General features: G+C 67.5%; 28 protein-coding genes. 16 read left to right on the plus strand and 12 right to left on the minus strand.

Going from position 1 to position 26,108, the window contains the following annotated elements; all coding sequences use genetic code 11:
* Window positions 1-10: 10 nt before the first annotated feature.
* Window positions 11-1,027, minus strand: coding sequence for a Bug family tripartite tricarboxylate transporter substrate binding protein (locus tag ACF8ME_RS15730; RefSeq protein ID WP_392417312.1), 1,017 nt, complete (start codon window positions 1,025-1,027; stop codon window positions 11-13).
* 100 nt (window positions 1,028-1,127) lie between these two features.
* Between ACF8ME_RS15730 and ACF8ME_RS15735 the strand changes: the two genes are divergently transcribed.
* Complete coding sequence (locus ACF8ME_RS15735; RefSeq protein WP_212645185.1) at window positions 1,128-2,021, plus strand: LysR family transcriptional regulator; 894 nt, start codon at window positions 1,128-1,130, stop codon at window positions 2,019-2,021.
* A gap of 111 nt (window positions 2,022-2,132) precedes the next feature.
* A complete protein-coding gene (locus ACF8ME_RS15740; protein WP_026062580.1) occupies window positions 2,133-2,603 on the plus strand; it encodes a peptidylprolyl isomerase in 471 nt (156 codons plus the stop codon).
* Between the two features lie 85 nt (window positions 2,604-2,688).
* On the opposite strand, the gene ACF8ME_RS15745 is transcribed toward ACF8ME_RS15740, so the two are convergent.
* The gene (locus tag ACF8ME_RS15745; RefSeq protein ID WP_392417313.1) at window positions 2,689-3,534 is read right to left on the minus strand and encodes a class III extradiol dioxygenase family protein; all 846 of its coding nucleotides are present in this window, start codon (window positions 3,532-3,534) and stop codon (window positions 2,689-2,691) included.
* A 47-nt stretch (window positions 3,535-3,581) separates the two neighbouring features.
* Complete coding sequence (locus ACF8ME_RS15750; protein WP_392417314.1) at window positions 3,582-3,923, minus strand: protocatechuate 4,5-dioxygenase subunit alpha; 342 nt, start codon at window positions 3,921-3,923, stop codon at window positions 3,582-3,584.
* 76 nt (window positions 3,924-3,999) lie between these two features.
* Here ACF8ME_RS15750 and ACF8ME_RS15755 point away from each other — a divergent pair, with 76 nt between their 5' ends.
* Window positions 4,000-5,019 (plus strand): LysR family transcriptional regulator, encoded by a 1,020-nt coding sequence (locus ACF8ME_RS15755; RefSeq protein ID WP_392417316.1) that lies wholly within the window; start codon window positions 4,000-4,002, stop codon window positions 5,017-5,019.
* On the opposite strand, the gene ACF8ME_RS15760 is transcribed toward ACF8ME_RS15755, so the two are convergent.
* Window positions 4,921-5,802: a gamma-glutamyl-gamma-aminobutyrate hydrolase family protein gene (locus ACF8ME_RS15760; protein WP_012202849.1), complete on the minus strand. Its 882-nt coding sequence runs from the start codon at window positions 5,800-5,802 to the stop codon at window positions 4,921-4,923. The genes ACF8ME_RS15755 and ACF8ME_RS15760 overlap by 99 nt on opposite strands.
* Window positions 5,803-6,173: 371 nt before the next feature.
* Between ACF8ME_RS15760 and ACF8ME_RS15765 the strand changes: the two genes are divergently transcribed.
* Complete coding sequence (locus ACF8ME_RS15765) at window positions 6,174-6,554, plus strand: HPF/RaiA family ribosome-associated protein (RefSeq protein WP_016449850.1); 381 nt, start codon at window positions 6,174-6,176, stop codon at window positions 6,552-6,554.
* 97 nt (window positions 6,555-6,651) lie between these two features.
* On the opposite strand, the gene ACF8ME_RS15770 is transcribed toward ACF8ME_RS15765, so the two are convergent.
* Window positions 6,652-7,590 carry a pirin family protein gene (locus ACF8ME_RS15770; protein WP_392417319.1) on the minus strand — a complete coding sequence of 313 codons (939 nt, stop codon included), beginning with the start codon at window positions 7,588-7,590 and terminating at the stop codon, window positions 6,652-6,654.
* A 191-nt stretch (window positions 7,591-7,781) separates the two neighbouring features.
* Between ACF8ME_RS15770 and ACF8ME_RS15775 the strand changes: the two genes are divergently transcribed.
* Window positions 7,782-8,078 carry a hypothetical protein gene (locus ACF8ME_RS15775; protein ID WP_016449848.1) on the plus strand — a complete coding sequence of 99 codons (297 nt, stop codon included), beginning with the start codon at window positions 7,782-7,784 and terminating at the stop codon, window positions 8,076-8,078.
* Between the two features lie 81 nt (window positions 8,079-8,159).
* Here the strand turns inward: ACF8ME_RS15775 and ACF8ME_RS15780 are convergent, their stop codons facing one another.
* The gene (locus ACF8ME_RS15780) at window positions 8,160-8,570 is read right to left on the minus strand and encodes an OsmC family protein (RefSeq protein WP_047473446.1); all 411 of its coding nucleotides are present in this window, start codon (window positions 8,568-8,570) and stop codon (window positions 8,160-8,162) included.
* A gap of 57 nt (window positions 8,571-8,627) precedes the next feature.
* Entirely contained in the window at window positions 8,628-9,524 is an 897-nt protein-coding gene (locus tag ACF8ME_RS15785; RefSeq protein WP_016449846.1) for an MBL fold metallo-hydrolase, read from the minus strand.
* Between the two features lie 81 nt (window positions 9,525-9,605).
* Between ACF8ME_RS15785 and ACF8ME_RS15790 the strand changes: the two genes are divergently transcribed.
* The 4 genes from ACF8ME_RS15790 (at window position 9,606) to ACF8ME_RS15805 (ending at window position 12,774) form a co-directional block, all read left to right on the plus strand.
* Window positions 9,606-9,923 carry a helix-turn-helix transcriptional regulator gene (locus ACF8ME_RS15790; RefSeq protein ID WP_017404646.1) on the plus strand — a complete coding sequence of 106 codons (318 nt, stop codon included), beginning with the start codon at window positions 9,606-9,608 and terminating at the stop codon, window positions 9,921-9,923.
* 25 nt (window positions 9,924-9,948) lie between these two features.
* Window positions 9,949-10,479, plus strand: a complete 531-nt coding sequence (locus ACF8ME_RS15795; protein WP_017404647.1) for a rhodanese family protein — start codon at window positions 9,949-9,951, stop codon at window positions 10,477-10,479.
* A 101-nt stretch (window positions 10,480-10,580) separates the two neighbouring features.
* Window positions 10,581-11,963 carry an aminopeptidase P N-terminal domain-containing protein gene (locus ACF8ME_RS15800; protein WP_392408129.1) on the plus strand — a complete coding sequence of 461 codons (1,383 nt, stop codon included), beginning with the start codon at window positions 10,581-10,583 and terminating at the stop codon, window positions 11,961-11,963.
* Complete coding sequence (locus ACF8ME_RS15805) at window positions 11,956-12,774, plus strand: hypothetical protein (protein ID WP_016449842.1); 819 nt, start codon at window positions 11,956-11,958, stop codon at window positions 12,772-12,774. Before ACF8ME_RS15800 ends, ACF8ME_RS15805 begins: the two co-directional genes overlap by 8 nt.
* Before the next feature lie 39 nt (window positions 12,775-12,813).
* On the opposite strand, the gene ACF8ME_RS15810 is transcribed toward ACF8ME_RS15805, so the two are convergent.
* Complete coding sequence (locus ACF8ME_RS15810) at window positions 12,814-14,085, minus strand: TIGR03118 family protein (RefSeq protein ID WP_392417320.1); 1,272 nt, start codon at window positions 14,083-14,085, stop codon at window positions 12,814-12,816.
* Between the two features lie 466 nt (window positions 14,086-14,551).
* Between ACF8ME_RS15810 and pyk the strand changes: the two genes are divergently transcribed.
* Window positions 14,552-15,988: a pyruvate kinase gene (pyk, locus tag ACF8ME_RS15815; RefSeq protein WP_016449840.1), complete on the plus strand. Its 1,437-nt coding sequence runs from the start codon at window positions 14,552-14,554 to the stop codon at window positions 15,986-15,988.
* 75 nt (window positions 15,989-16,063) lie between these two features.
* Here the strand turns inward: pyk and ACF8ME_RS15820 are convergent, their stop codons facing one another.
* Window positions 16,064-16,633 (minus strand): phosphatase PAP2 family protein, encoded by a 570-nt coding sequence (locus ACF8ME_RS15820; protein ID WP_012202863.1) that lies wholly within the window; start codon window positions 16,631-16,633, stop codon window positions 16,064-16,066.
* Between the two features lie 12 nt (window positions 16,634-16,645).
* Complete coding sequence (locus tag ACF8ME_RS15825; RefSeq protein WP_199135956.1) at window positions 16,646-17,422, minus strand: phosphatase PAP2 family protein; 777 nt, start codon at window positions 17,420-17,422, stop codon at window positions 16,646-16,648.
* A gap of 93 nt (window positions 17,423-17,515) precedes the next feature.
* Between ACF8ME_RS15825 and ACF8ME_RS15830 the strand changes: the two genes are divergently transcribed.
* From ACF8ME_RS15830 to fba, 3 genes are all read left to right on the plus strand, one after another.
* Window positions 17,516-18,214, plus strand: a complete 699-nt coding sequence (locus ACF8ME_RS15830) for a response regulator transcription factor (RefSeq protein WP_026062623.1) — start codon at window positions 17,516-17,518, stop codon at window positions 18,212-18,214.
* Window positions 18,211-19,596 (plus strand): histidine kinase dimerization/phospho-acceptor domain-containing protein, encoded by a 1,386-nt coding sequence (locus tag ACF8ME_RS15835; protein WP_374006300.1) that lies wholly within the window; start codon window positions 18,211-18,213, stop codon window positions 19,594-19,596. Before ACF8ME_RS15830 ends, ACF8ME_RS15835 begins: the two co-directional genes overlap by 4 nt.
* A 129-nt stretch (window positions 19,597-19,725) precedes the next feature.
* Window positions 19,726-20,790 (plus strand): class II fructose-bisphosphate aldolase, encoded by a 1,065-nt coding sequence (fba, locus tag ACF8ME_RS15840; protein ID WP_013804528.1) that lies wholly within the window; start codon window positions 19,726-19,728, stop codon window positions 20,788-20,790.
* Between the two features lie 56 nt (window positions 20,791-20,846).
* On the opposite strand, the gene ACF8ME_RS15845 is transcribed toward fba, so the two are convergent.
* Entirely contained in the window at window positions 20,847-21,683 is an 837-nt protein-coding gene (locus ACF8ME_RS15845; RefSeq protein WP_034363409.1) for a sulfite exporter TauE/SafE family protein, read from the minus strand.
* A 132-nt stretch (window positions 21,684-21,815) separates the two neighbouring features.
* Window positions 21,816-22,604 carry a nucleotidyltransferase family protein gene (locus ACF8ME_RS15850; RefSeq protein WP_017406322.1) on the minus strand — a complete coding sequence of 263 codons (789 nt, stop codon included), beginning with the start codon at window positions 22,602-22,604 and terminating at the stop codon, window positions 21,816-21,818.
* A 117-nt stretch (window positions 22,605-22,721) separates the two neighbouring features.
* On the opposite strand from ACF8ME_RS15850, the gene tkt reads away from it, so the two are divergent.
* Genes tkt through ACF8ME_RS15865 form a run of 3 tightly spaced genes read left to right on the plus strand, consistent with a single transcriptional unit; the run spans window position 22,722 to window position 26,079 of the window.
* The gene (gene tkt, locus ACF8ME_RS15855; protein WP_047326357.1) at window positions 22,722-24,758 is read left to right on the plus strand and encodes a transketolase; all 2,037 of its coding nucleotides are present in this window, start codon (window positions 22,722-22,724) and stop codon (window positions 24,756-24,758) included.
* A gap of 55 nt (window positions 24,759-24,813) precedes the next feature.
* Window positions 24,814-25,275, plus strand: coding sequence for a hypothetical protein (locus ACF8ME_RS15860; RefSeq protein WP_392417323.1), 462 nt, complete (start codon window positions 24,814-24,816; stop codon window positions 25,273-25,275).
* Between the two features lie 15 nt (window positions 25,276-25,290).
* Window positions 25,291-26,079, plus strand: coding sequence for a hypothetical protein (locus ACF8ME_RS15865; RefSeq protein WP_392417325.1), 789 nt, complete (start codon window positions 25,291-25,293; stop codon window positions 26,077-26,079).
* Window positions 26,080-26,108 lie beyond the last annotated feature (29 nt).

Below are 26,108 nucleotides of genomic sequence, written 5' to 3' on the forward strand. Positions count from 1 at the left end.
CTTGCCGGTCTCAGGCCGTGGCGCCCGAGGCCTTGATCACGGCGGCCCACTTGGCGCTCTCCACCTGGATGCGGGCCGCGTACTGCGCGCCATCGCCCAGCAGCGGCACGGCGCCCTCGATGCCCAGGCGCGACTGGAAGGATTCGGCAGACGCCACCTTGAGGACGTCGCGCCCCAGCGCGCGCACCGTCTCGGCAGGCGTGCCCTTGGGCGCGAGGATGCCGTAGGTCAGCGAGCTCTCGAAGTCGGCCAGCGCACGCACGCCGGACTCGGCCACCGTGGGCACGTCGGGCAGCTGGGGCTGGCGTTTGGCGCCAGTCACGGCCAGGGCGCGCAGCTTGCCGGCCTTCACCAGGGCCATGGCCGCGGGAATCACGCCAAAGCTGAAGTCCACATTGCCGCCCACCAGGTCGGTCAGCGACGGGGCCGTGCCTTTGTACGGCACATGGATGGCCTTGGCGCCCAGCGCGTGGGCGAACATCTCGCCCGTCAGGTGGCCGCCCGTGCCCGAGCCGCTGGAGGCGTAGTTCATCTCGCCGCTGCGCTTGCGCATCTGCTCGGCCAGATCGGCCACGCTGCGCACGGGCGAGGAAGCCGGCACGACCAGCAGCAGGGCCGACGAGGCGAACATGGCCACCGGCTGCAGATCGGTGGCCGCATTGAACTTGAGGCCCGGATACAGCGAGGGATTGATGGACACCGTGCCCGTATGGCCCAGCAGCCAGGTGCTGCCGTCGCCGGCCGCACGCACCACGGCTTCCGTGCCCAGATTGCCGCCCGCGCCGGCCTTGTTCTCCACGATCATCCCGTAGCCGAAGGACTCGTTGAGGCCATGCGCCATCTGCCGCGCGAACACATCGTTGCCGCCGCCCGGCGCAAACGGCACCACCAGGCGGCTGCCGCGCTTTTGGGCCCAGGCCGGCAGCGCATAGGCGGCCAGCGCGGCGGCGGCGGTGGACAGCCACATCCGGCGCGGCAAAGAGGTCTGAGAGGCTTGAGCGGTTTGAGCGGTGGGCCGGGAATCCATGCGTCTGTCTCCTGAAATAGTCGTTGTCACGCAGTGTGGTGCAGCGCAGCCTGGGAAAACAGCAGTTGCATCTGCGTTGTGATTCAAGAAAATGTGTGAAATGGACGTGAGATACATACACAATTTCTTGAGAGTGGTGGACACCGGCTCCATGTCCGAAGCTGCTCGCCAGCTGGACCTGAGCCCCTCGGCCATTGCCCAGCAGATGCGCGTGCTGGAAGGCGAGCTGGGTGCGCCGCTGCTGGTGCGCCATGGCCGCAGCGTGCGCGCCACCGAGGCGGGCGAGCGGCTGTTCGAGCGCGGCCGCCAACTGCTGCAGGACTTCGAGGGCCTGCGCGAATGGGTGGCCTCGGACGCGGACGGCGGCGAGCTGCGGCTGGGCACCGTGAACACGGCGCTGCACGGCTTTGTGCCCGCCGTGATGCGGGCCTTCGTGGCGCGCCACGCCGAGGTGCGCATCAGCGTGCGCGCCGGCCTTACGCCCGAGCTGTACACGGCCCTGGTCCAGTCCGAGCTGGACGTGCTGATCTGCCTGCAACCCTCGTTCGACCTGCCCAAGACCGTGTGCTGGGCCGAGCTGCGCCAGGAGCCATTGGTCGTGCTGTGCCGCGCCCGGGATGCGCAGCAGGACCCGCTGGCCCTGCTGCGCACCCGGCCCCTGGTGCGCTACGACCGCTCCCTGGCCGGTGGCCGGCTGGCCGACCGCTATCTGCGCTCCCAGGGCATTGCGCCGCTGGAGCGCATGGAGCTGAACTCGGTGCTGGCGGTGGCCATGATGGTGGACCAGGGGCTGGGCGTGGGCCTGGTGCCCGACATCGGCCCCGTGCTCTCCCAGGGCCGCGACGTGCGCGTGCTGGCGCTGCCCGATCAGGCCGGCGGCGAGGGCCCCCGGCCTGCCGATGCGCGCAAGGTCGGCCTGCTGTGGCTGAACACCTCGGCCCGCGCGCGCTGGGCGCGCAGCCTGCTCGAATGCGCGCGCGAGTGCCTGGGCTGAGGCTGGGCAGCCGGTGAACCCCCGGTCCCGACGCTGGAATGCCCCAGGTCGCCGACAATGGCGGCTTTGCGCGGCGCGCCTTTTGCGCTGCGGTTTTCCAAGGCCTTTGCCATGAACATCACCAAAGACACCGCCGTCACCATCAACTACAAGATCACCGACAAGCTGGGCAAGCTGCTCGACAAGGGCGATGTGGCCTATCTGCATGGCGGCTACGACAACATCTTCGCCAAGGTGGAAGCCGCCCTGGACGGCAAGACCGTGGGCGACACGCTGACCGTGGACCTGGCCGTGGAAGACGCCTTCGGCGCGCGCGACGAGAGCCTGACCCGCACCATCCCCAAGGGCGAGTTCCCGCCCGGCGTGAAGGTGGGCGGCCAGCTGCGCGGCACGGATGACCAGGGCCAGCCCCAGATCTACCACGTGGTCAAGATCAAGGGCCCCGTGGTGCTGCTGGACGGCAACCACCCGCTGGCCGGCATGGCGCTGCACTTTGCCTGCAAGGTCACCGAAGTGCGCGCGGCCAAGCCCGAGGAAATCGAGCACCGCCACGTGCACGGCGGCCACGGCCACCACCATTGAGAGGCAGGGCCGGGTACACCCGGTCCGCACGGCTACGCAGAGCACAAAGGCCGCCTGGCATGCCCGGCGGCCTTTGTGTTTCCGACTAGACCGCCTCCAGCGCCAGCAGCGCCGTGGCGGTGTTGGAGATCGGTATGTGGTAGTTGCCGTGCACGCGGCGCACGCCGGGCGCAGCCGCGGACAGGGCGCCGCGCATGGCCAGCCACATCAGCAGTTCCACGCCCTGGGTGCCGGTCTTTTCCACGAGTTCATGCACGCTGAACTGCGTGGCCCATTCGGGATTGGTGGCCATGCTTTCAAGGAACTGCAGGTCGAAGGCCTTGTTGATGAAGCCCGCGCGCTCGCCATCGAGCTGGTGCGACAGGCCCCCTGAGGCAATGACGGCCACGTGCTGGTCGCTGTTCCAGCGCGCAATCGCCCGGCCCACGGCCTGGCCCAGCGCATAGCAGCGGCGCGCCGAGGGCAGCGGGAACTGCACGGTATTGATGCACACCGGCACGACGGCCACCGGGCAGTCGCCCTCGGGCCAGAACAGCTTGAGCGGCAGCGTGCAGGCGTGGTCCACCAGCATCTCCTGGCAGCTGACCACATCGAAGTCCTCGCCCACCAGGGACTCGATCAGGTGCCATGACAGCTCCGTGTGGCCGCGCAGCGGTGCCAGCGTGGGAATGCCCCAGCCTTCGTCGGCGTTGCAGTAGCGCTCGGCCGCGCCCACGGCGAAGGTGGGCATCTTGTCGAGGAAGAAGTTCAGGCCGTGGTCGTTGTAGAACACCACCACCACGTCGGGGCGCTGGGCGGCCAGCCATTCGCGGATGGGCGGAAAGCCGTCGAAGAAGGGCTTCCAGTACGGCTCGTTCTGCAGGCCCTTGTGGATGGCGTTGCCGATGGCGGGAATGTGCGAGGTGCCGAGGCCGCCGATGAGATGTGCCATGGTGGGTGTCTCCTGTACTGTGTCTTGCGTGTGGTCTGCGGCGGGGCTCAGGCGTGCGAGCGCAGCAGGGCCTGGAACTCGGCCTTGGTCATGCCGGTCTGCTGGGCGCCTATGTCCTGCATGTCCAGGTGGAAGCTGCCGGCCAGCTTGGCCAGGTAGTAGGCGTTGCCGCCGGCCGCGATCATCTGCAGCACGTTGCGCGCGCGCACGGCCTCGGCCTGCTCCTGGTTCAGCCCGTAGCTGCGCATATAGGCCTCTTCGTCGGCCAGGAAGGCCTGGCGGTTGGCCAGCTCGTTGAAGGAAAAGCACATGCTGTTGAGCGCATAGCCCTTGCGGGCCTGCCTGCCGTCGAACAGGGTGGTGCCGGGAATCTGCGGCTGATCGGCCATGTTTTGTCTCCGGTATTTGCGTTGGATCAGCGGCAGTGTCCGGCCCGCGTTGCCAAAGATAAAGCGGCGGCCAATCATGGAATGCATGAGACAAATCGATGGATCGCAGCTCGATGGCAGGCTGCTGCAACTGCTGCTGGCCGTGCTGGAGACCGGCAGCGTCACGGCGGCGGCGCAGCGCCTGGGCGTGACGCAATCGGCCGTCAGCCATCTGCTGGACAAGCTGCGCGCCATCACGGGCGACCGATTGTTCGTGCGGCAGGGGCGGGGCATTGCGCCCACGGCCCATGCGCTGGCGCTGCAGGACCCGGCGCGCGAGCTGCTGCGGCAGATGCAGCAGTTCGGCCAGGGGCCCAGCTTTGACCCCGCGCACTGGCGTGCCGAGATCATCATTGCCGCCAACGACCTGCAGCGCGAACTGCTGCTGCCCGCGCTGGCCCGGCGCCTGCGCTCAGCCGCGCCCGGGACGGTGCTGCGCGTGATCGACAGCGGCGCGCCGGATGCCGAACTGCTGCGCTCGGACGCCTGCCTGCTGGCCATCAGCCCGCGCCCGCCCGATGCCACGGACATCGTGCAAAAGCGCCTGTTCAGCGATGAGTACGCCGTCTTCTATGACAGCGCCGTGCGACAGCCGCCGGCCAGCCTGGCCGACTATCTGCATGCCGACCACGCCACCGTGGCCTATGCCGACCGCCAGGCGCTGGACCTGGACCTGCAACTGCAGGCGCGCGGGCTGGAGCGCCGCTTTGCCGTGCGCGTGCCGGGCTTTGCGGCGCTGGCCGCCTTCGTGCGCGGCACGCCGCTGCTGGCGACGGCGCCGTCGCTGCTGGGCCGCACGGCCCTGTCATCGCTGGCCAGCGTTGCGGTGCCCGTGGACTGCCCGCCGCTGCCCATGTTCATGATCTGGCACGCGCGCCACCAAGCCGATCCCGCCCATGCGTGGCTGCGCGGGCAGTTGCAGCAGGTGGTGGCGCAGGCGCTTGGCGGCGCCGAGCCGTCAATGCCTGCGAAGCAAGGCGCGCCGCAGCAGGCGCGCGGCGCGGTTGCGGATCTGGAAGGGGCTGTGGCTCACGGCCGGGCTCACGCGGGCGCGTGAGCAGGCGGCCAGGAAGTCGCGCAGCAGCACGCTGTCATCCAGCGTGCTGGTGTCCGGGTTGCGGAACTGGAATTCGGGGTGCCACTGCGTGGCCGCGATATAGCTCTTGAGCGTGCCGGGCTTGCGGAAGATGGCCTCGGGAATGCGGTCGGGCAGGCTCCAGGCCTCCACATCGAACTCGGGCGCCACGTCCTTGATGCCCTGGTGGTGGATGCTGTTGACGCGTGCGCGGTCCAGCGTGGGATACAGCGCCTCCAGCCGGCTGCCGGGCACGATGGCGATGTCGTGGTAGTGGCGGTCGTACTCGGTGGGATTGCGGTGCAGCTGCGAGCCGGGCACCTGGGTCTCGATGTCCTGGTACAGCGTTCCGCCGAAGGCCACGTTGATCAGCTGCAGACCGCGGCAGACGCCGAAGATGGGCTTGCCGGCCTGGGAAAACGCCTCGACCACGGCCAGGTCGTAGAGATCGCGCACGCGGTCGCCCAGCCATTCGGGGCGCATGGGTTCCTCGCCATAGCTGCCGGGCCAGACGTCGGCGCCGCCATGCATGACCACGCCATCCAGCCACTCGGCATAGTGCTCCAGCGTCACATCGCCGCGCGCGGTCTCGCCTGTGGGGCAGGGCACCATCACCACCATGGCGCCGGCCGACATGATCCAGTGCGCTATCGATTGCTCCACGTACTGCAGCGTCTTGCCCGTGAAAAGCGGACGCTGCGGGTCCGCATGGGAGAAACAGGCCGAAAGGCCGATCTTGAGGCGGCGTGAGGCAAGTGGGCTCATGGGGTGGTGGGCAAGGGGAAAGTCCTGATGGTCACGTTGTAAGCCCAATCGTGCCTGCGACCTGTAGGAAGGGGTTGAACGCCCGCGACCGGCGCAGGGCCATCACCGCAAATAGGTGTAGGTGAATGCAAGAGTTGTCTTGAGGCATCTCAAGCTTCTTCAGCGCGCTGAACCCGGCGTCGCCCCTCTGGGTGTAGCCTGTAGGCAGGGTGGGGACTGCGGATGCTGCAGTGCGAAAAACCTGACGACGCAGGGTGCGACTTGCTGTGCAGGCAGCCCGCATGGCGTTACGATGGTTTCGCCAGTTCATCAATGGCCCCGACAACCCCGCCGCGCCGGTGGTGCGGCTTTTGGCGACTAGGAGGATATGCATGCAAGTTCAGGTTCATGCCGACGATTCGATCCAGGGTGGCGAGTCCTTGGCGCAATGGGCGCAGGAAGAAATCAACGCCAAGCTGGCGAGATTGAAGGACTATGTGGTGCGCGTGGAGGTGTTCCTCACGGGTGTCGATGCGCTCAAGACCTCGGGGGCTCCCGGCAAGCGCTGCGTTCTGGAGACCCGGGCCAATGGACGCCCGCCGATCGCCGTGAACGCCGAGGCCGAGAAGGTCAAGGACGCCTTCAACGCCGCCATCGATAAGCTGAAGCGGGCGGTGGAAACCGATCTGGGCAAGCTCAAGGACAAGCATGGCCGCGAGAGCGTGCGCGGCGTGGAAGATGGCACCGAGGTGGATGCGGCCAGCCCGGCCTGACCCTCGAAACTCCCGCAACATCAACGGCAAGGCGCCCCTTTCGGGGCGCCTTTTTGCTGGGGCAGCGATCGCCGCGAAGACTGCGGTACGGCGCGTTTCAGCGCGAGGCGCGCAGCACCACGCCGTCCAGCGAAGGCGCATGCAGCGGCGCCAGGGGCGAAGCCAGCGGCGGTCCGAAGCGGCGCGCCGCAGTGGCGGGCTGCCGGGTCTCGGCCTCCCACTGCGCGCGGGCCTCGGCGATTTCCTCTCCCGTGCGCGCCACGAAGTTCCACCACAGCAAGATGGCTTCATCCATGGGCTCGCCGCCAATGACCAGCAGGCGGCTGCCGGGCGCCGCTTCGATGGCGACCGAGGGCGTGCCCAGGGGCAGGTAGAGCAGTTCCTCCACCGGCAGGGGCTGGCCGTTCACGCTCACGCTGCCTTCCAGGCTGAGCACGGCATGCTCGAAATCGGCACGCAGCGGCAGCGTGGCGACGGCATTGGCGCTGCGTGCGCTGTCCGCATGCAGGTCCACGCTCATCAGGGGCGTGTGCACCTCGGCCGGCGACGTCAGGCCCAGCGCCTCGCCGGCCAGCACCGTGGCCGTGAAGTCGCCCACCGTGGTCCTGGGCAGCTCGGGGTAGTGCTGGAAGCGGGGCGGACCGTTGCGGTGCGATTCGGGCAGCGCAATCCACAGCTGGGCGGCGTGGATGTGCGAGGGCGTCTGGCTTTCCTCGGAATGGGCGATGCCGTGGCCTGCCGTCATCAGATTGACCTGTCCGGGCCGGATGATCTGGGTGTTGCCCAGGCTGTCGCGGTGCAGCACTTCGCCGCGGATCATCCAGGTGAAGGTCTGCAGGCCGATATGGGGATGCGGGCCGACCTGCATGCCGGGCGGCGCGGGATCGGCGGGGCCGGCGTGGTCGAGAAAGCACCAGGCACCGACCTTGCGCAGGGCGCGCTGCGGAATGGCGCGCTGGATGGGAATGCCGCCCACGTCGGCGGTGCGGGTGGGAAGGTGCTGGGGCTGGGAGTTGGGTGGGGACGTGTCGGACATGGGCGGATCGGCCTGGTTCGTGGGGGAGGCCACCAGTGTCGTGCAGCTCGGCGCAGCAGGCAAACCAGGATCGCAGATATTGGGCCTGTTCGCTGACAGCGCATTCTCAGGAACATTGTTTACATTCGAGGAACGGCCCGGCGCCCGTCCTTTTGGCGGGCGCCGGCCTCACTCTTACAGGAGAAAACGCCATGAATACATCCGTACAGACGCACGCCGAAGCCGCTGAAGAGGCGGTCCAGAGCGCCGTGGAAGTCCAGCGATTCCCCGAGAAATTCGAAGCCACGGTCACCGGCAATGTGCAGCACCGGGTAGGCGATGGCCAATTGGAAGACATTCCGCGTGGCACCCGTGTGCAGGTGGCCACGGCCATCGGAAGCTATGTGCTGTCCTGGACCCAGGAGGATCAGCCGATCACCGTGTCGCTGGCCAAGCGGGAGTTCGAACTCTATGTCGATACGGGGGAGATCGAGGTCAGCGAAGCCTGACGCCGGCCATGTCCCCGTCCACTCCGAAGGCCCTGCGGCATACCTGCCGCAGGGCCTTTTGCATGGTGGCCAGTCCTTCGCTCAGGCGGGCAGCTGCAGCGCGGTCTGGATGCGCACTTCGCCGGCCAGCAGCTTGTGCACGGGGCAGGCCTCGGCCACCTGCAGCAGGCGCTGGCGCTGTTCGTCGTCCAGGTCGCCTTGCAGGGTGATCTGGCGTTCGATCAGGTTGCCGCTGGCCGGCGTGCCTTCGGGGTTCAGGCGCAATTGCACATCCACCTGCTCCAGCTTCCACTGCTTGCGCGCCGCATACATCTGCAGCGTGACCGTGGTGCAGGCGCCCAGGGCCGACAGCAGCAGCTGCAGCGGGTTGGGCGCCGTGTCGCCGCCGCCCTTGTCCGCGGGCTCGTCCACATGCCAGCTGTGGCCTTGGGGGTCGCCAAGCGTGACGCGATAGGGGGTGTCCGTGCTGGTGGCATGGGCGCTGTGGATCATGGAAGGTCCTTTGTCCTGGGGGTGTCGCAAGAGGGGTGGGGGAGCCAACGGACGACTCTACGCCTGCTTCGCGTCCGCTGCCTGGGGCCGATGCTTCATGCGCAGCGGAATTTTGAGGTAGTGCACGCCGTTGGCCTCGGCCTCGGGCCAATGGCCTGCGTGCATGTTGACCTGGATGGCGGGCAGCAGCAGGGCGGGCGCCGACAGCGTGGCGTCGCGCCGGTTGCGCATGGCCACGAAGCTGGCCTCGTCCACGCCCGCGTGCACATGCACGTTGCCGGCACGTTGGTCGGCCACGGTGGTTTCCCAGGCGTGGCGGTCGCGGCCCGGCGCCTTGTAGTCATGGCACATGAACAGGCGTGTTGCGGGCGGCAGGGCCAGCAGGCGCTGGATGGAGCGGAACAGCGTGCGCGCATCGCCGCCCGGAAAGTCGGCGCGCGCCGTGCCGTAGTCGGGCATGAACAGCGTATCGCCCACGAAGACCGCATCCTCGATGCGGTAGGACACGCAGGCGGGCGTATGGCCGGGCGTGTGCATCACCTCGATGCGCAGCCCGCCCAGCGGCAGGCTGTCGCCGTCGGTCAGCAGCCGGTCGAAGGGCTGATCGCCGCCGGACGCGGGCAGGTTGAAGACGGGGCGGAAGATGCGCTGCACCTCGCGGATGTGCTCGCCCACGGCGATCGGGGCGCCCGTGCGCTCGCGCAGGTACGGGGCCGCGCTGAGGTGGTCGGCATGCGCATGGGTTTCCAGGATCCAGCGCAGGCGCAGGCCCTGGGCCTGCGCGGCGGCCAGCACGGCATCGGCCGAGCCGGTGTGGGCCTGGCCGCTGGCATGGTCGTAGTCGAGCACGGGGTCGATGGCGGCGGCCTCGCCCGTGTTCGCATCCCAGACCAGGTAGGTCACGGTATGGGTGGCTTCGTCGAAGAATGGCGCGATGCGCAGCGGCGAGGTCATGAAAGCACTCCTTTGTCGATGGCTCCAGTGCAGCCTGCCGGCAAGTATATTAGAATTTGCTAAATTAGATTTTTCTTAATCATGAACCAACCCATCCTCTCCTCCGAACAGGCTTTCCTGCAGCAGGGTGCGGCGCGCGCCGCCGCCCTGCTGCGCGCCGTGGGCAACGAGAGGCGCCTGCTGGTGCTGTGCCTGCTGATCGAGCATGGCGAGCTGTCGGTGGGCGGGCTGCTGGAGCGTATCCCGCTGAGCCAGTCGGCCCTGTCCCAGCATCTGGCGCGCATGCGCGAGGAGGGCCTGGTCGCCTACCGCCGCGAGTCGCAGACCCTGTACTACCGCATCGCCGATCCCGATGCGCAAAAGCTGGTGGCGGCACTCAAGAGCATCTTCTGTCCCTGAAAACCCCCACCCCAGGAGTCGTCCCATGTCCCTTCCCCTCATCTCGGCCCAGGCCGCCCGCCAGTTGCAGGCGCAAGGCGCCTGGCTCATCGACATCCGCGCGCCCGATGAACATGCGCGCGAACGCATGGCAGGCGCCCGCAGCATGCCCATGGAGCGCCTGGGCGCCCAGGCCTGGGGCGATGCGCCTGCCGCCGTGGTCTTTCACTGCCGCTCCGGCAACCGCACGCGGCTCAACGCCCAGGCCCTGGCGGCTGCCTTGCCGCCCGGCTGTGCCGGCCATGTGCTCGACGGCGGCCTGGACGCCTGGAAGGCCGAAGGCCTGCCCGTGCTGCACGACAGCCGCCAGCCGCTGGAGCTGCAGCGCCAGGTGCAACTGGGTGCGGGCGGGCTGGCTCTGCTGGGCGCCGTGCTCGGTGCCACGGTTTCACCGTGGTGGCACCTGCTTTCGGCCTTCGTGGGCTGCGGTCTGATCGTGGCGGGTGCCACCGGCTTTTGCGGGCTGGCGCGCATGCTGATGAAGGCGCCCTGGAATCGGCGCGCCCTGGGGCAGTGACGGTGTCTGCGCTGAAGTCCACCTGACGCCGGCCGGCTGCCCCCCCTCCTTCCCCTGTTCCGGGGACTGTGGAGAACCCCGGACGGCAGTACGATAGCTGCATGACATCTGTTTATGCCCAACGCCGCGCACGCTTGGCCGCCCAGTTGGGCGCCGGCGGCATCGCCATCATTCCTACCGCTCCCGAGCGCCAGCGCAACCGGGACACCGGCTATCTGTACCGCCACGACAGCTATTTCTATTACCTGACCGGCTTTGCCGAGCCCAATGCCTGCCTGGTACTGGCCGCCGATGGCACCAGCGTGCTGTTTTGCCAGCCCAAGGACCTGGAGCGCGAAATCTGGGACGGCATCCGCCTGGGCCCCGAGGCTGCCGTGGCCACGCTGGGCGTGAGCCAGGCGTTCTCCAGCGCCGAGATCGATACGCGCCTGCCCCGCCTGCTGGAGAACCGGGGCCGCCTCTGGTATCCGTTCGCCACGCATGAAGGGCTGGCCGTGCGCGTGGAAGGCTGGCTGGGCCAGGTGCGCGCACGGGTGCGCTTTGGCGCGCTGTGCCCGTCCGAGCAGGGCGACCTGTGCACGCTGCTGGACGAGATGCGCCTGGTCAAGGACGCCCACGAGCAGGACATCATGCGCCGCGCCGCCGCCATCAGCGCCCAGGCCCATATCCGCGCCATGCAGCGCTCGGCGCGCATGCTGCGCGCAGGCCAGGAAGTGCGTGAATACCACCTGGATGCCGAGCTGCTGCATGAATTCCGCCAGCAGGGCTCGCAGTACGTGGCCTACGGCTCCATCGTGGCCGCCGGCGCCAATGCCTGCGTGCTGCACTACCAGGCCGACAAGGCCCCCGTGCGCGCGGGCGAACTGGTGCTGATCGACGCCGGCTGCGAGCTCGACGGCTACGCCAGCGACATCACGCGCACCTTCCCCGCCGATGGCCGCTTCACCGGCCCGCAGCGCGCGCTCTACGAGCTGGTGCTGGAAAGCCAGAAGGCTGCCGTGGCGGCCACGCGGGCCGGCGCGCGCTTCAACGATCCGCACGACGCCACCGTGGCCGTGCTGGCGCAGGGCATGCTGGATCTGGGCCTGCTGGACAAAAAGGTCTATGGCAATGCCCAGGACGTGATCGAGCAGCGCGCCTTCTTCCAGTTCTACATGCACCGCACCGGCCACTGGCTGGGCATGGACGTGCATGACTGCGGCAGCTATGTGGAGCCTTCGGAGCTGGGCCAGTCGCACGAGCGCAAGGACCCGCTGTCGGGCGAGTCCATCACCAACCGCCCCAGCCGCATCCTGCGTCCGGGAATGTGCACCACCATCGAGCCGGGCATCTACGTGCGCCCTGCGGCCGGCGTGCCCGAGCAGTTCCACAACATCGGCATCCGCATCGAGGACGATGCCATCGTCACCGAGACCGGCTGCGAGCTGATCACGCGCGGCGTGCCCGTGGAGCCCGACGAGATAGAAGCCTTGATGCGTGACTGACAACGCCAGCCTGCCCACCACCGGCCCCGTGTCCACTCTCATGCCCGCCCCATCGGCCTATGCCGCACCCGCACTGCCCCGGCTGAGCTGGCGCATCTTCACGGTGCTCTGGCTGCTGGGGCTGCCCGGCGTGGCGGCCATGGCCTGGTTCGTGCTGCCCGACTGGATGCGCATGCTGGGCCTGCCCGTGGAGCCGCTGGTCACGCCGCTCACCGGCATCGGCGTGATGGCCGCGCTGCTGGCCCTGCCCGTGGGCGTGGGCGTGTGGCTGGGGCCGCGGCTGGGCCTGTCCGCACCGCTGCTGACCACCTGGGTGGCCGGGCGTTCGCCCCAGCGCGCCGTGCGCTACCTCACGCTGCCGGGGCTGGCCGGGGGCGTGGTCGGCGCGGCCTGGCTGGTGACCCTGGCCCTGGCCTGGCCCGACGACCTGACCCTGATCGACCCCGTCTACGCCATGCCGCTGGGCGCCAAGATGCTGTACGCGGGCATCACGGCCGAGCTGGTGATGCGGCTGGGCGGCATGACGCTGGTGATGTGGCTGCTGTGGCGGCTGAGCGGGCGCACAGACCGCCGCCCGGGATGGACGCTGGGCTGGTGGTCCGTCATGCTGTCGGCCCTGCTGTGGGGCATGCTGCAGCTGGCCCTGGCCTGGAGCACCTGGGGCGGCCTGTCGGACGCGCTGGTGCTGCAGTTGCTGCTGTTCGAGGTCGTCCACGGCGCCGTGGGCGGCTTCCTGTTCTGGCGCTATGGCCTGGAGGCGGCCATGGTGGCCCATGCCATCACCTACCTGCTCTCGCACGGGCTGGTGTGAGGCCTGGCGTCTGCGCAATGACACCGCCAGGATGAAGCGTCACAGAAGCCTCAGCGAGCCGAACAGGCCCTCGGTCTCGTCCTCGGGGCCGGCGGCGAAGTAGAGCGCGTCGCTGTCGCCCAGGGCCACGCCGTTGCCGAACTGCAGGGCCCACAGGCCGGGGATGGCCACGGGGCGGTGCTGCGCGTCGCGCAGATCGTCCACATAGCGGCCCGTGGTCAGGTCGAATGCACAGATGCGGCCTGCTCCCCCGAAGTTGCCGACCAGCAGGTGCCCCGCCAGTGCGCCGAAGCCGTCAGGAGCGATGGCCACGCCCCAGGGGGCATTCAGGCGTCCATCGTCCTCATACATGCGCAGCAGGCGGCCGTCGAGGTCGAACTCGGCCAGCCTGCCGCGCGCAGGCCGGTTGCCGCTGGCCGCTTCTGCGGCTGCGTCCACCGCATCCTCCTCGCCGGCATGGAACGCCAGGGGATCGTCCGGGTCGGGCTGGCTGATCGCATAGAGCACGAACACGCGGTCGCGGCGGCCGTCGTTGACGACCTGGATGTTGAAGGGCACCGGATCACCGGGCCGGGCCTCGCCTGCCGCGCCTGATGCGAACGGGTTGGCGAAGCCCTGGGTGGGCACCAGTTGCCACTGCGCGTCCAGCGTGCGGATCTGGGGCCGTGCGCCGAAGTCGGCCACCCACACGCGGTCCCAGCGGCCCGTGTGGATGGCGGCCCCGAAGAAAGCCATGCCCTGGTCGGCGCCATTGAACATTTCCACCGCAGGGCCATCCACCCGGACGATGGCGCCCGTCTGCGCATCGCGCTCCGTCCAGGCGCTGACGCTGCCGCTGTCGGTCACGAAGACGAAGCGGGCCGAGCCCTCGAGCAGGCGTCCGGCGGCAGGCTGCTGCCGGACCCGCAGCAGCTGCGAGTCCAGGGGCGCACCGTTGTAGACCACGCCGGTGACTTTGCCGGCACTGTCATCGCCGGTCAGAGCATCGGAGCGCGGAACGGCCACTTCGCGCAGGCCGTCCTGGTGCAGGGCGCGCATCCCGGGATCGGCCGAGCGAGCCACGTCACCGATGAACTGCCAGGACGTGCCCCCGCCGCCAATCCAGAAATGGCCTCCCGCGCCGGCCGGGCGGATGGCGATGCCCCAGCCGTTGACGAAGCCGGGCTGCGTGAAGCGCGCGCCGTAGCGCGCATGGCTGGCGAGCAGGGGAGTCTGGACATAGCGGTTGGCGGCAACATCGCCACCCGCGCCGCAGGCGGTCAGCGCCGGGGAGGCCAGGGTGGTCAGAACAAAGCGTCTGCGGTCAAGCATGGTGGATTTCCTGGTGGCATGGCAAAGCTGTGGATGGGCTGGCTGAGCATGCGAAACCAAGGGGAACCGTATGTTCTGGCTGCGGCCTGCGGGCCGGGTGGACCACAGGAATATGAAGGCGATGCTAGGAAGCAGGGGCGGGCCGCGTCAATGTGGACCAGTCTGATTCTGTGGTGTCCTGCGGCGCGGTGAGCATTGCGAACGCGGCGGGCAAAACTGCTTTCACAGGAGACCGGCATGGCACAGCGCCTTTGCCGGGAATGCTGCCGTGCAGCATCAAAAGCAATAGCGGCAAAGGCAGTGCACCGCAGTGTTCGGCGATGGCAACGGCATCCGGCCGCCCCCTTGCGCAGGCTCAGGACGCGGGGTCTTCAGGCCCGCACCGCATGCCGGAATGTTGCCTTCATGTAACCGCATTCGTGTGAGAATTGAAACCCGATTACAAACCCTGAGCGAGAGACATTCCATGCAAGTGAGCCGTGCCACCAAGATCGTCGCCACCCTGGGCCCCGCTTCCAGCGACCCGCAACTGCTGGAACAGATGGTGCGCGAAGGCGTCAACGTGGTGCGCCTGAATTTCAGCCACGGCAAGGCGCAGGACCACATCGACCGCGCCACCATGGTGCGCGAGGCGGCCCAGCGCGCAGGCCGCGAGGTGGCCATCATGGCCGACCTGCAGGGCCCCAAGATCCGCGTCGGCAAGTTCGCCGAAGGCAAGGTCATGCTGGAGCCCGGCGCGCGCTTCGTGCTCGACGCGTCGCGCACCGAGCCCGGCGACATCAACGGCGTGGGCCTGGACTACAAGGAACTGCCGCGCGACGTGAAGCCCGGCGACGTGCTGCTGCTCAACGACGGCCTGATCGTGCTCACCGTGGACCATGTGCGTGGCGACGAGGTGCACACCACCGTCAAGCTCGGCGGCGAACTGTCCAACAACAAGGGCATCAACAAGCAGGGCGGCGGCCTGACGGCCCCGGCGCTGACGGCCAAGGACATGGAGGACATCAAGACCGCCATGAGCTTCCAGGCCGACTACGTGGCCGTGAGCTTTCCCAAGAACGCCACCGACATGGAGATGGCGCGCCAGCTGTGCAACGTGGCTGCGGCCCAGTACGGCCACAAGCCCGGCCTGATTGCCAAGATCGAGCGCGCCGAGGCCATTCCGCGCCTGGAAGAGATCCTGCATGTCTCCGACGGCATCATGGTGGCGCGCGGCGACCTGGCCGTGGAAGTGGGCAACGCGGCCGTGCCCGCGTTGCAAAAGAAGATGATCCGCATGGCGCGCGACATGGACAAGTTCGTGATCACCGCCACGCAGATGATGGAGAGCATGATCACCAACCCCGTGCCCACGCGCGCCGAGGTCAGCGACGTGGCCAACGCCGTGCTGGACGGCACGGACGCCGTCATGCTCAGCGCCGAGACCGCCGCCGGCAGGTACCCGCTGGAGACCGTGCAGGAAATGGCCAAGATCTGCGCCGCCGCGGAAGCGGCCGAAGACCCGGACAGCGATGCCGAGTTCACCGGCCGCCAGTTCTCGCGTATCGACCAGTCGATCGCCATCGGCGCGCTGTTCACGGCCCACCACCTGGGCGCCAAGGCCATCGTCGCCATGACGGACAGCGGCTCCACCGCGCTGTGGATGAGCCGCCACCGCATCCACATCCCCATCTACGCGCTCACGCCCAAGATCTCCACGCAGCGCAAGATGGCCATGTACCGCAATGTGCGCCCCCTGCTCATGGACACCAGCGCCGACCGCGACACCGCGCTGGACCAGGCCGAAGGCCATCTGCGCGCGCGCAATATCGTGCAAAGCGGCGATGTCTATGCCATCACCTGCGGCGAGCCCATGGGCCAGCCCGGTGGCACCAACATGCTCAAGATATGTCGTGTGAACTGATGCGCACGCATCCGCTGCGCGTCAGTGATTGAACCCACCCGGGACAGGCCCACAGGCCTTCCCGGGTTCTTTGTTTCAGAGCATGCCTGAGCCCAGGCGTGCCAGCAGCGGCCCGCCTGCACGGCGGCGCCACAGCGCGGCATGCCAGACCAGGGTGGCGCTGCAGATGCCCACGATGGCGCCGCCGACCACATCGGACGGGAAGTGCACGCCCAGGTGCACGCGGCTCCAGGCCATGCCCAGGGCCAGCGACCAGGCTGACACCATGACCCAGCGGCGGTGACGCGTGCAGCCCAGGGTCAGCGCCTGGGCCAGGGCAAAGGCGCCCGTGGCATGCATGCTCGGAAAGCTGGACCGCAGCGCGTGTTCCACCCATTGCACGCCCATGCCCAACTGGGCAGGACGCGGCGCGGGGAAGCCCCAGCGGATCAGCCGCGCCACGGCCCAGGCGGCCAGCATGGACAGCAGGGCCAGCACCAGGGTGCGGCGCAGGGCGGGCGAGCCGCGCAGCAGCCCGGCCATCACGGGAAGGGCGCACAGCGAGGGAAGCCAGGACGAGATGGCGCGCGCCGCCTCGATCGAGATGGCGGGCGTTTGCGCGTTGGCGTTCAGCAGCGTGAACAGGGCGGGGTCCAGGGGCAGCATGGCAAAGCTCGATCAGGGTGCGGAAGGCGGAAGGCTGGCGGCGGGCCACAGGGAGTCAGGCGCGCTGTCCCGGGTGCGCAGCGCACGCGTGACCGCCAGGTCGAAGAGCCAGCCCGCCGTCCAGCACAGCCAGCCGGTCCACAGCGTGTGGCTCATGAAATGGGCGCCGCGCATCTGCTGGGCCAGCCCCATCAGCAGGCCTGCGGCCAGCGAGACGGCCAGCCAGATCCAGGCTGCGCGCGGTGCATGGCGGCGCAGCGCGAAATAGCCGGCCAGAAAGGCAAAGCCCGCCGAGGCATGGCCTGCGGGAAAGCAGCGGCCCGGGCCGCCATCGGCCAGGCCCAGCGACCAGTGCGAGACATGGCGCGCCACGCCGCCGAACTCGGCCAGGTCCCAGGGGCAGCTGGTCGCGCTGGTGTACTTGAGCAGCGAGATCAGGGCCAGCGACAGCAAGATGCCCGCCACCAGCTGCACGCGCCGCCCATGGGGCAGCAGGCGCAGCGGGCCCACGGGCCGCCAGACGCACAGCGTCAGGCCCAGCACCACCAGCCAGGCCAGGCGGCGTGCGCTTTCGTGGGCGATGTTCACGAAGAACCAGTCCGAACGCAGCGCAAAGCCATCGGCGTCGCCAAACCAGCGGGCCATGGCCAGGTCCAGGGCGCTGGCATCCCAGGCCAGGACCACGGCCAGCGCCGCCAGGGTCCACAGCAGGGTGCTTTTGAAGGAGGGGCCCTGCGCAGGGGCGGCGGAAAAATCTCGGGGTTCAGGTGTCGGCATGGCCGGCAGCATGAGAAGCGCGGCTTAAACCCGTCTTAACGCATGCCCCGGCGTGCGGCCATCGTCTGGCGCCGCAGCCGGCAGCGGCCATTGCACAATGCGCGCATGCGAATACTGGTCGTCGAAGACAACGCGGGCATTGCCGCAGGCCTGCAGGCCAATCTGCAACAGCGCCGCTATGCGGTCGACGTCTGCTCCACCGTGGCCGATGCCTGGCATGCGCTGGAGATGGAGCGCTTCGACGCCGTGCTGCTGGACCTGGGCCTGCCCGATGGCGATGGCAGCGAGATCCTGCGCCGCCTGCGGAGCCCGCGCCGCCCGGGTGGCGACAGCCACGCCCTGCCGGACCCCAACACGCCCGTGCTCATCCTCACCGCGCGCGACCAGGTGCGCGAGCGCATCGCCGGGCTGGACCTGGGTGCCGACGATTACCTGGTCAAGCCCTTCGACATCGACGAGCTGGAGGCGCGGCTGCGCGCCATGCTGCGCCGCGCAGGAGGCCAGGCGGCACCAGTGATCCGCCATGGCGAGCTGGAGGTCGACCCGGCCGCGCGCACCGTGCGCCGCGACGGAAAGCTGGTGGAAATGTCGCCGCGCGAGTTCTCCGTGCTCTGGGTGCTGCTGCAGGCGCGCGGGCGCGTGCTCTCGCGCCAGCAGATCGAGGAACATCTCTACAGCTGGGGCACGGCCGTGGAAAGCAATGCCGTCGAGGTCCATATCCACCACCTGCGCAAGAAACTGGGCAATGCCAGCATCGTCACCATGCGCGGCGTGGGCTACTTTCTTCCTGCGGAGAACCCATGAGCACCGCGCAGCAGCGCCGCCCCTCGCTGATCTGGCATCTGATGGCCTGGATGCTGGGCGCGCTGGTCGTGGTCTGGGCCAGCTTCGTGGCACTGGGCTACCAGACCGGCGTGCACGAGGCCGACGAGCTGACCGACGGCCACCTGGCCGGCGTCGCTGCGCTGGTGCTCAACCTGGAAGTCGCAGGCGCCGTAGGCCAGGGAGCAGCCACGCCCGTGCATGAGCCCCCCGGCCTCATGGCCCACGACTACCAGCAGTCGCTGAGCGTGGCCCTGTGGGATGGCGCGGGGCGGCTGATCTCGCGCACGGGCGATGCGCCCGAGCCCGCCTTCGACACCGAGCAGGGCTTTGCCACCCTGCGCCTGGGTCCCGAGCACCGGGCCTGGCGCAGCTTCACCCAATGGAGCCGCGACCATGCACGCAAGGTCAGCGTGATGATCGAGTTGCAGGAGCGCGACGAACTGGCCGACGACATCGCGGGCCAGATGATCGAGCCGGGCCTGTGGCTTTTGCCTGTGGTCGCGCTGGCGCTGGGGCTGGCCATACGACGCGGCATGCGGCCGCTCAACGAACTCTCGCGCGAGGTCGAGCGCCTGGACCTGGCCCAGGCCGAGCGCGTCTCGCACCGCCACGCGCTTCGGGAATTCATGCCCGTGGTGAACTCCATCAACACCTTGCTGGACCGCCAGCAGGAGGCGCTGGAACGCGAGCGCAGCCTGGCCAACGAAGTGGCCCATGAACTGCGCACGCCGCTGGCCTCCATCGCCTTGCAGGCGCGTGCCCTGGGCGATTCGCCGGCCGGCGCCATGGATGCCCCGGCCCAGCGCGCCGCGCTGGCGCGCATAGGCCAGGACGCGCTGCACGCCGGCCATGTGCTCAGCCAGCTGCTGGCACTGGCGCGCGCAGGACGCGCCATGCTGGCCGACCCGCCCGTGCCCGTGGACCTGGCCGCGCTGGCCCGTCAGGTGGTGGCCGCCCATGCGCAGGCGGCCTGGCAGCGCGGCTGCAGCCTGTCCGTGCAGGCGCCTGAGGCACTGGGCGTGATGGGCAATGCCGTGCTGCTGGAGCTGGCGCTGCGCAACCTGGTGGAAAACGCCCTCAAGCACACACCGCACGGCACGCAGATCGAGGTGCAGGCCGGGCAGGGGCCGGATGGCGAGGTCTGGCTGCAGGTCTGCGATGACGGCCGCCGTAGCGACGGACGCCGTGACGGCGCAGAGCGCGCGGCAGCGCCCGTGGACAGCCTGCACCTGGGCCACGAGATCGTGGCGCGCGTGCTGCGCGCCCACCAGGGAAGCTTTGGCGAGGCCGCGCCGCCCGAAGGCTTCACGACCTGCTACCGCATGGGAATGCCCGGGACAGGGTTGGCGGCAGCTGGTTAAAATCGCCAGTTACCAAGCGGTTACTGCCGCGATCCCCCGGCCGCAGCCCCGCAGCGAACCCATGACGCAGCGGCGGCCGCCATGCGGCAGGGGCATCCCCCTCTCAACAACTTGATACGGACCCTACACATGCCTCTCGTTTCGATGCGCGAACTGCTGGACCACGCTGCCGAAAACGGCTACGGTCTTCCCGCCTTCAACGTCAACAACCTGGAGCAGGTGCAAGCCGTGATGTCGGCCGCCGACGAAGTGGGCGCGCCCGTCATCCTGCAGGCCAGCGCAGGCGCCCGCAAGTACGCCGGCGAGCCCTTCATCAAGCACCTGATCCAGGCCGCCGCCGAGCAGTATCCCCACATCCCCCTGGTCATGCACCAGGACCACGGCACCTCGCCCGCCATCTGCCAGGGCGCGCTGAACCTGGGCTTCGGCTCGGTGATGATGGACGGCTCGCTGATGGAAGACGGCAAGACGCCTTCCTCCTTCGAATACAACGTGGACGTGACCCGCAAGGTCGTGGAAATGGCCCACAAGCTGGGCGCCACCGTCGAAGGTGAACTCGGCTGCCTGGGCTCGCTGGAAACCGGCATGGCCGGCGAGGAAGACGGCGTGGGTGCCGAAGGCGTGCTCGACCACTCGGCCCTGCTGACCGACCCCGAGGAAGCGGCCCAGTTCGTCAAGGCCACGCAGCTGGACGCGCTGGCCATTGCCATCGGCACCAGCCACGGCGCCTACAAGTTCACGCGCAAGCCCACGGGCGACATCCTGTCCATCCAGCGCGTCAAGGAAATCCACGCGCGCCTGCCCAACACCCACCTGGTCATGCACGGCTCCTCCTCCGTGCCCCAGGAACTGCTGGAAATCATCCGCCAGTACGGCGGCGCCATGAAGGAAACCTACGGCGTGCCCGTCGAGGAAATCCAGGAAGCCATCAAGCACGGCGTGCGCAAGATCAACATCGACACCGACATCCGCCTGGCGATGACCGGCGCCGTGCGCAAGTTCCTGGCCGAGAACCCCGAGAAGTTCGATGCCCGCGAATGGCTCAAGCCCGCCCGCGAAGCCGCCAAGCAGATCTGCAAGGCCCGCTACATCGAGTTCGGCTGCGAAGGCCAGGGTGCCAAGATCAAGGGCTACACGCTGGAGCAGATGGCCGCCAAGTACGCTGCCGGATCGCTGCAGCAGGTCGTGAACTGATCGGTTCCTTCCCCTTCAAAAAAGCCCGCCGGTCCGCCCGGCGGGCTTTTTTGTTGTCAGCGCGGCGCGGGGGCCGCAGCCTGGGACCGCTGGGGCACGGCCATGGCCATCTCGTCATCGGGCACCACGGGCTGGGGGTGGCTGGCGTTCCAGCCCGACACCAGCAGGCTGGTGCCCGACAGCACCAGCAGCAGGCAGACCATCCATTCGACCAGCCGCTTGGGCAGGGCGGGCGGATGGCGCATGTGCAGCCAGGTCACCACCGTCACCACGGGAAAGGCCAGGGCTGCGGCCAGCAGCACGCTGGCGGTGATCTCGCCCTCCCAGGCCACCATCACCAGGCGCAGCAGCGCGCAGGTAAGGAACATGGCAAACAGGCACTGGCGCACCACCAGGCGGTCCAGCGGCTGGCGGTACAGGTGGTAGACCATGGGCGGGCCTGGCGTGGCAAACAGCCCGCCCAGCAGCCCCGAGGCCACACCGGCCACCCACAGCGACACCGGCCCCGACACCTGCGCGTTGACCTGCTTTTGCAGCAACAGCAACAGCGCGCAGGCCACGATGGCCAGGCCCAGCAGCATGCGCAGCCCGCTCAGCGCATTGCCGCTGAGCCACTGCAGCAGCAGCACGCCGCCGATCACGCCGATGACGCTGCTGATCAGCATGGGCTTGAGCAGGGACCACTGCGGCACCTGGCGGTGGGCGCGCAGGTAGGCCACGCCGTTGACCACGGACAGCAGGCAGGCCACGTTGGCCGCATCGCCAATGCCCATCAGGTGCGTGGCACCGGCCACGCCCACGAAGATCAGCCCGAAGGCAAAGCCCGTCAGGTTCTGGCAAAACGTGGCCAGGCCCACCAGGGCCAGGAACATCACATACTGGATCACACTCATCGAAACGCTTTCTGGCGCGCCGCTGCGCCGAACCGGCGACGCTAACACGGAGCGCCTTCGCCTGCCCGGGCGCCGCAGTCACCAGCGGGCGCCCCAGGCCAACGTGCCAGGCCGGCGTGTCAGTCCGACGTCTCAGGCGGCTGGCGTGTTGAGCCGCTGCAGCCGCTCGGGCGTGCCCACGTCGGTCCAGCGCCCGGTATACAGGCTGGCGCTCACCTGGCCGGCGGCCATCGCCCGGCGCAGCAGCGCCACCAGCGGCACGCGCCAACCGTCGGGGTTGCCGGGCGGGATGTCGCACCAGGGCGCGGCAAACAGCTCGGCGCGCAGCAGTGCGATCGTGCCGTAGGTCTGGCGCGGACGGGCATCGCCCTCGGGCCAGTCGCAGGCCAGGCCCAGTTCGTCCACGCCGAAGTCGCCACGCCGATGGTGCTCGGGGTTGGGCACCAGCCACAGATGGGCCAGCCGTCCGCTGGCGGCAAATTCGCGGGCCGCCTCGAACGGGAAATCGAAGTCGGGCGCGTAGACATCGCCGGCCGCCAGCCAGAACACCGTGTCCAGAAGCGGCAACGCGCGCGCAATGCCTCCTGCGGTCTCCAGCGCCTGCTCGGGCTCGGGGGAATAGGCCAGATGCAGCGGCTCGCCACCTGTGTCGGGCGCGAAGCGCGCCCCGAAGCGCGCGGGAATCTGCTCGCCCAGCCAGCCCGTGTTGACCACGGCGCGGCGCACGCCGGCCTGCGCAAGGGCCTGCAGGTGGTGCTGCAGCAGTGGCTGGCCCTGCACCTGCAGCAGCGGCTTGGGGCAGGTGTCGGTCAGCGGCCGCATGCGCTCGCCACGGCCTGCGGCCAGCAGCATGGCCGGTGGCTGCTCGGTGAGGAAAAGCGCCTTGGCGGCGGGGAACGGCTGGATGGGCGAGGCGGTCATGGAGCGCAACTGTAGACCATTGCCAGCGGCCATTGCCCCGCGCGCGGGAGCCGAAAACCCGCGTCCTTTAAAATAGCCGGCTTACTCTGATTACCCCCTCCTTCACGGAGCGCCCTGATGGCCAACACTCAACAAATGGCGAATGCGATCCGCGCACTCGCAATGGATGCCGTTCAACAAGCCAACTCCGGCCACCCCGGCGCCCCCATGGGCATGGCCGACATGGCCGTGGCACTGTGGAGCCGTCACCTCAAGCACAACCCCGTCAACCCGCAATGGGCTGACCGTGACCGCTTCATCCTGTCCAACGGCCACGGCTCCATGCTGATCTACGCGCTGCTGCACCTCACGGGCTACGCGCTGCCGATCGACGAACTCAAGAACTTCCGCCAGCTGCACAGCAAGACGGCCGGCCACCCCGAAGTGGGCATCACCCCCGGCGTGGAAACCACCACCGGCCCGCTGGGCCAGGGCATCACCAATGCCGTGGGCTTCGCGCTGGCCGAAAAGCTGCTGGCCGCCGAGTTCAACCGCGCAGGCCACGCCATCGTCGACCACCACACCTACGTGTTCCTGGGTGACGGCTGCCTGATGGAAGGCATCAGCCACGAGGCCGCGGCCCTGGCCGGCGCCTGGAAGCTGGGCAAGCTGGTGGCGCTGTACGACGACAACGGCATCTCCATCGACGGCAAGGTCGCCCCCTGGTTCATCGACAACACGCCCGCCCGCTTCGAAGCCTATGGCTGGAACGTGGTGCGCGACGTGGACGGCCACAACGTGCAGGCCATCGATGCCGCCATCGCCGCCGCCAAGAAGAGCAGCGACAAGCCCACGCTGATCTGCTGCAAGACCAGCATCGGCAAGGGCTCGCCCAACCGCCAGGACACGGCCAAGGCCCACGGCGAGCCCCTGGGCGCCGAGGAAATCGCACTGACCCGCGCGGCCCTGGGCTGGGAGCACGGCCCCTTCGACATCCCCGCCAGCGTCTACGGCGACTGGGATGCCAAGGCCGCCGGCGCCAAGGCCGAAGCGGCCTGGAACAAGAAGTTCGCCGCCTATGCCAAGGCCTTCCCCGAACTGGCTGCCGAATTCAAGCGCCGCATGGCCGGTGACCTGCCCGCCAACTTCGGCGAGATCGCCGCGCAGATCGCCTCCGACGCGCACGACGCAGGCGCCACCGTGGCCAGCCGCAAGGCCAGCCAGCTGGCCCTGGAAGGCCTGACCGCAGCCCTGCCCGAACTGCTGGGCGGCTCGGCCGACCTGACCGGCTCCAACCTGACCAACACCAAGAGCACGCCTTCGCTGCGCGTGGACGACAAGGGTGCCGTGGTCCTGACCGAAGACGGCAAGATCGGCCGCCACATCAACTACGGTGTGCGCGAGTTCGGCATGGCCGCCATCATGAACGGCATCGCCCTGCATGGCGGCTACATCCCCTACGCAGGCACCTTCCTGACCTTCAGCGACTACAGCCGCAACGCCATCCGCATGGCCGCGCTGATGAAGCAGCGCGTGGTCCATGTCTTCACGCACGACTCCATCGGCCTGGGCGAAGACGGCCCGACCCACCAGTCCATCGAGCACGCCGCCTCTCTGCGCCTGATCCCGGGCCTGGATGTCTGGCGCCCTGCCGACACCACGGAAACCGCCGTCGCCTGGACCGTGGCCCTGAGCCAGAAGAACAAGCCCACGGCCCTGCTGCTGTCGCGCCAGAACCTGGCCTACGCAGCCAAGACCGAAGACGCGCTGGACGACATCGCCTGCGGCGCCTACGTGCTGTCCGAGCCCAAGGCCGTCGGCCTGAACAAGAAGGCCCAGGCCGTCATCATCGCCACCGGCTCCGAAGTGCAGCTGGCCCTGGCCGCCCAGAAGCTGCTGGCCGAGCGCAAGGTCGCCGTGCGCGTGGTCTCCATGCCCAGCACCACCACCTTCGACAAGCAGGACGCCAAGTACAAGAGCCAGGTGTTGCCGGCCAACCTGCCGCGCATCGCCGTGGAAATGGGCGTGACCGACTTCTGGTGGAAGTACGGCTGCGCCGCTGTCGTCGGCATCGACACCTACGGCGAATCGGCCCCAGCGCCCGTGCTGTTCAAGCACTTCGGCTTCACGGCCGAGAACGTGGCCGACACCGTGCAGGCTGCGCTCAAGCGTTAAGTCGACAGCCCGCCTCTTCGTAACCAGTGCAATGCAGCCACCACGGACGAGCGAAATGGAAGACAGAAAAACCATCAAGGTGATATGTCTCGTTTTGCTCGGCCTGGTGGCTGCATTTTTACTGTTCTGGGGTTTCGTTTGGTCTACTTTTGATGTGAGCGGTGCTGGTCGATATTCGATTGCTTTACGCGTTGGAGCGCCCGCACATCTTCGATCTGTTGAGCTTGTGGCGGAATGTAGAGATCCCAAGTATCGATGGAAAGGCCGTGATGGTGCGGGTGCCCCATTCAGCTCGGTGACTTATGGCAGCTTGGCGCCAGGTGTTGATATTTTAAAAGAATACGAATCAATATATAAGAATAAATCTTGCAAAAATAATTCTTCCATATCTAATTCAAATTCGTCAATTATATTGAATATGGATTGTGAGAATAGTGATTTTCTGACGGCTAGAGTATTTCTTTCGGGAGATGGTGTGTGCAAGGATGTTACTGTTGAATTCTTAGGTAACGAGTAAACACAGGGGGAAGGGATGAGTAAGCGCGAAGATATATTGGATGGTTCGCTGGCCGCGAACAGCGTTTATGGGCTTGTCTATACCTGCAACTTTGGATGGCTCGATTTAGGGCATATGAATCCAAAATCCAAGAGAGCTCATACTGGCGCGGAGACTCTTTGGCGCGAAATCAATGCTGGTGGTCCCGATGTTAGACAGTGCCTTGGCTCACATCCGCAGCTTTGTACCCTCCCTTCAAGGGCGAATGCTTACCCATTAGTGACGTTTCCGGACAAGATTGCTACAGGTTTTAGAGTGGTGCACGTTCAAGAAATGTTTGCACTTGGCAATAGAATTTCTTCAGGAGTTAAGCGGGAATATATTGTTCGACACAATTTATCTGTGGCGGAGAAAAAATCGGTTGCATTAGCCATTTTCATGGAGGTGAGTTTGGAATTCGAGGCTCATCAAGAATTATTTCCGAAATTTGTCACTGATAGTGGGTTCAGTCAGGAAGATTTGGTCTCTAATTTGATTGGCTTTCATATAGGTGTCGGAACGGTGACCTTGGCGGAAGTAATCGCAATGGCGAAGCCTGTTTCAAAGGAAACGGCCTTGGCTATATGGGACCGGAATGGCGCAGTGGGCAGTCATAAAAATAGAGGATTCAAACCGATGTATAGCCCAGATACCTTTATGTTGTCAGACAAATCTTGTATTGATGAATGTCGCGGTATTGTTCCTCGTGCACCCGTTTTTTTCGAAAAAATAAAGCCTGCAAAAAAAGGTGAACTATTTATGAATAATATGCTGGGCGGTATTTGATTAGCAAGGTTCTTGAAACTTTTTTTACT

The sequence above is a fragment of the Delftia sp. WSY_7 genome (genome assembly GCF_043104845.1).
In the GTDB taxonomy this organism is placed as follows: domain Bacteria; phylum Pseudomonadota; class Gammaproteobacteria; order Burkholderiales; family Burkholderiaceae_C; genus Comamonas; species Comamonas tsuruhatensis.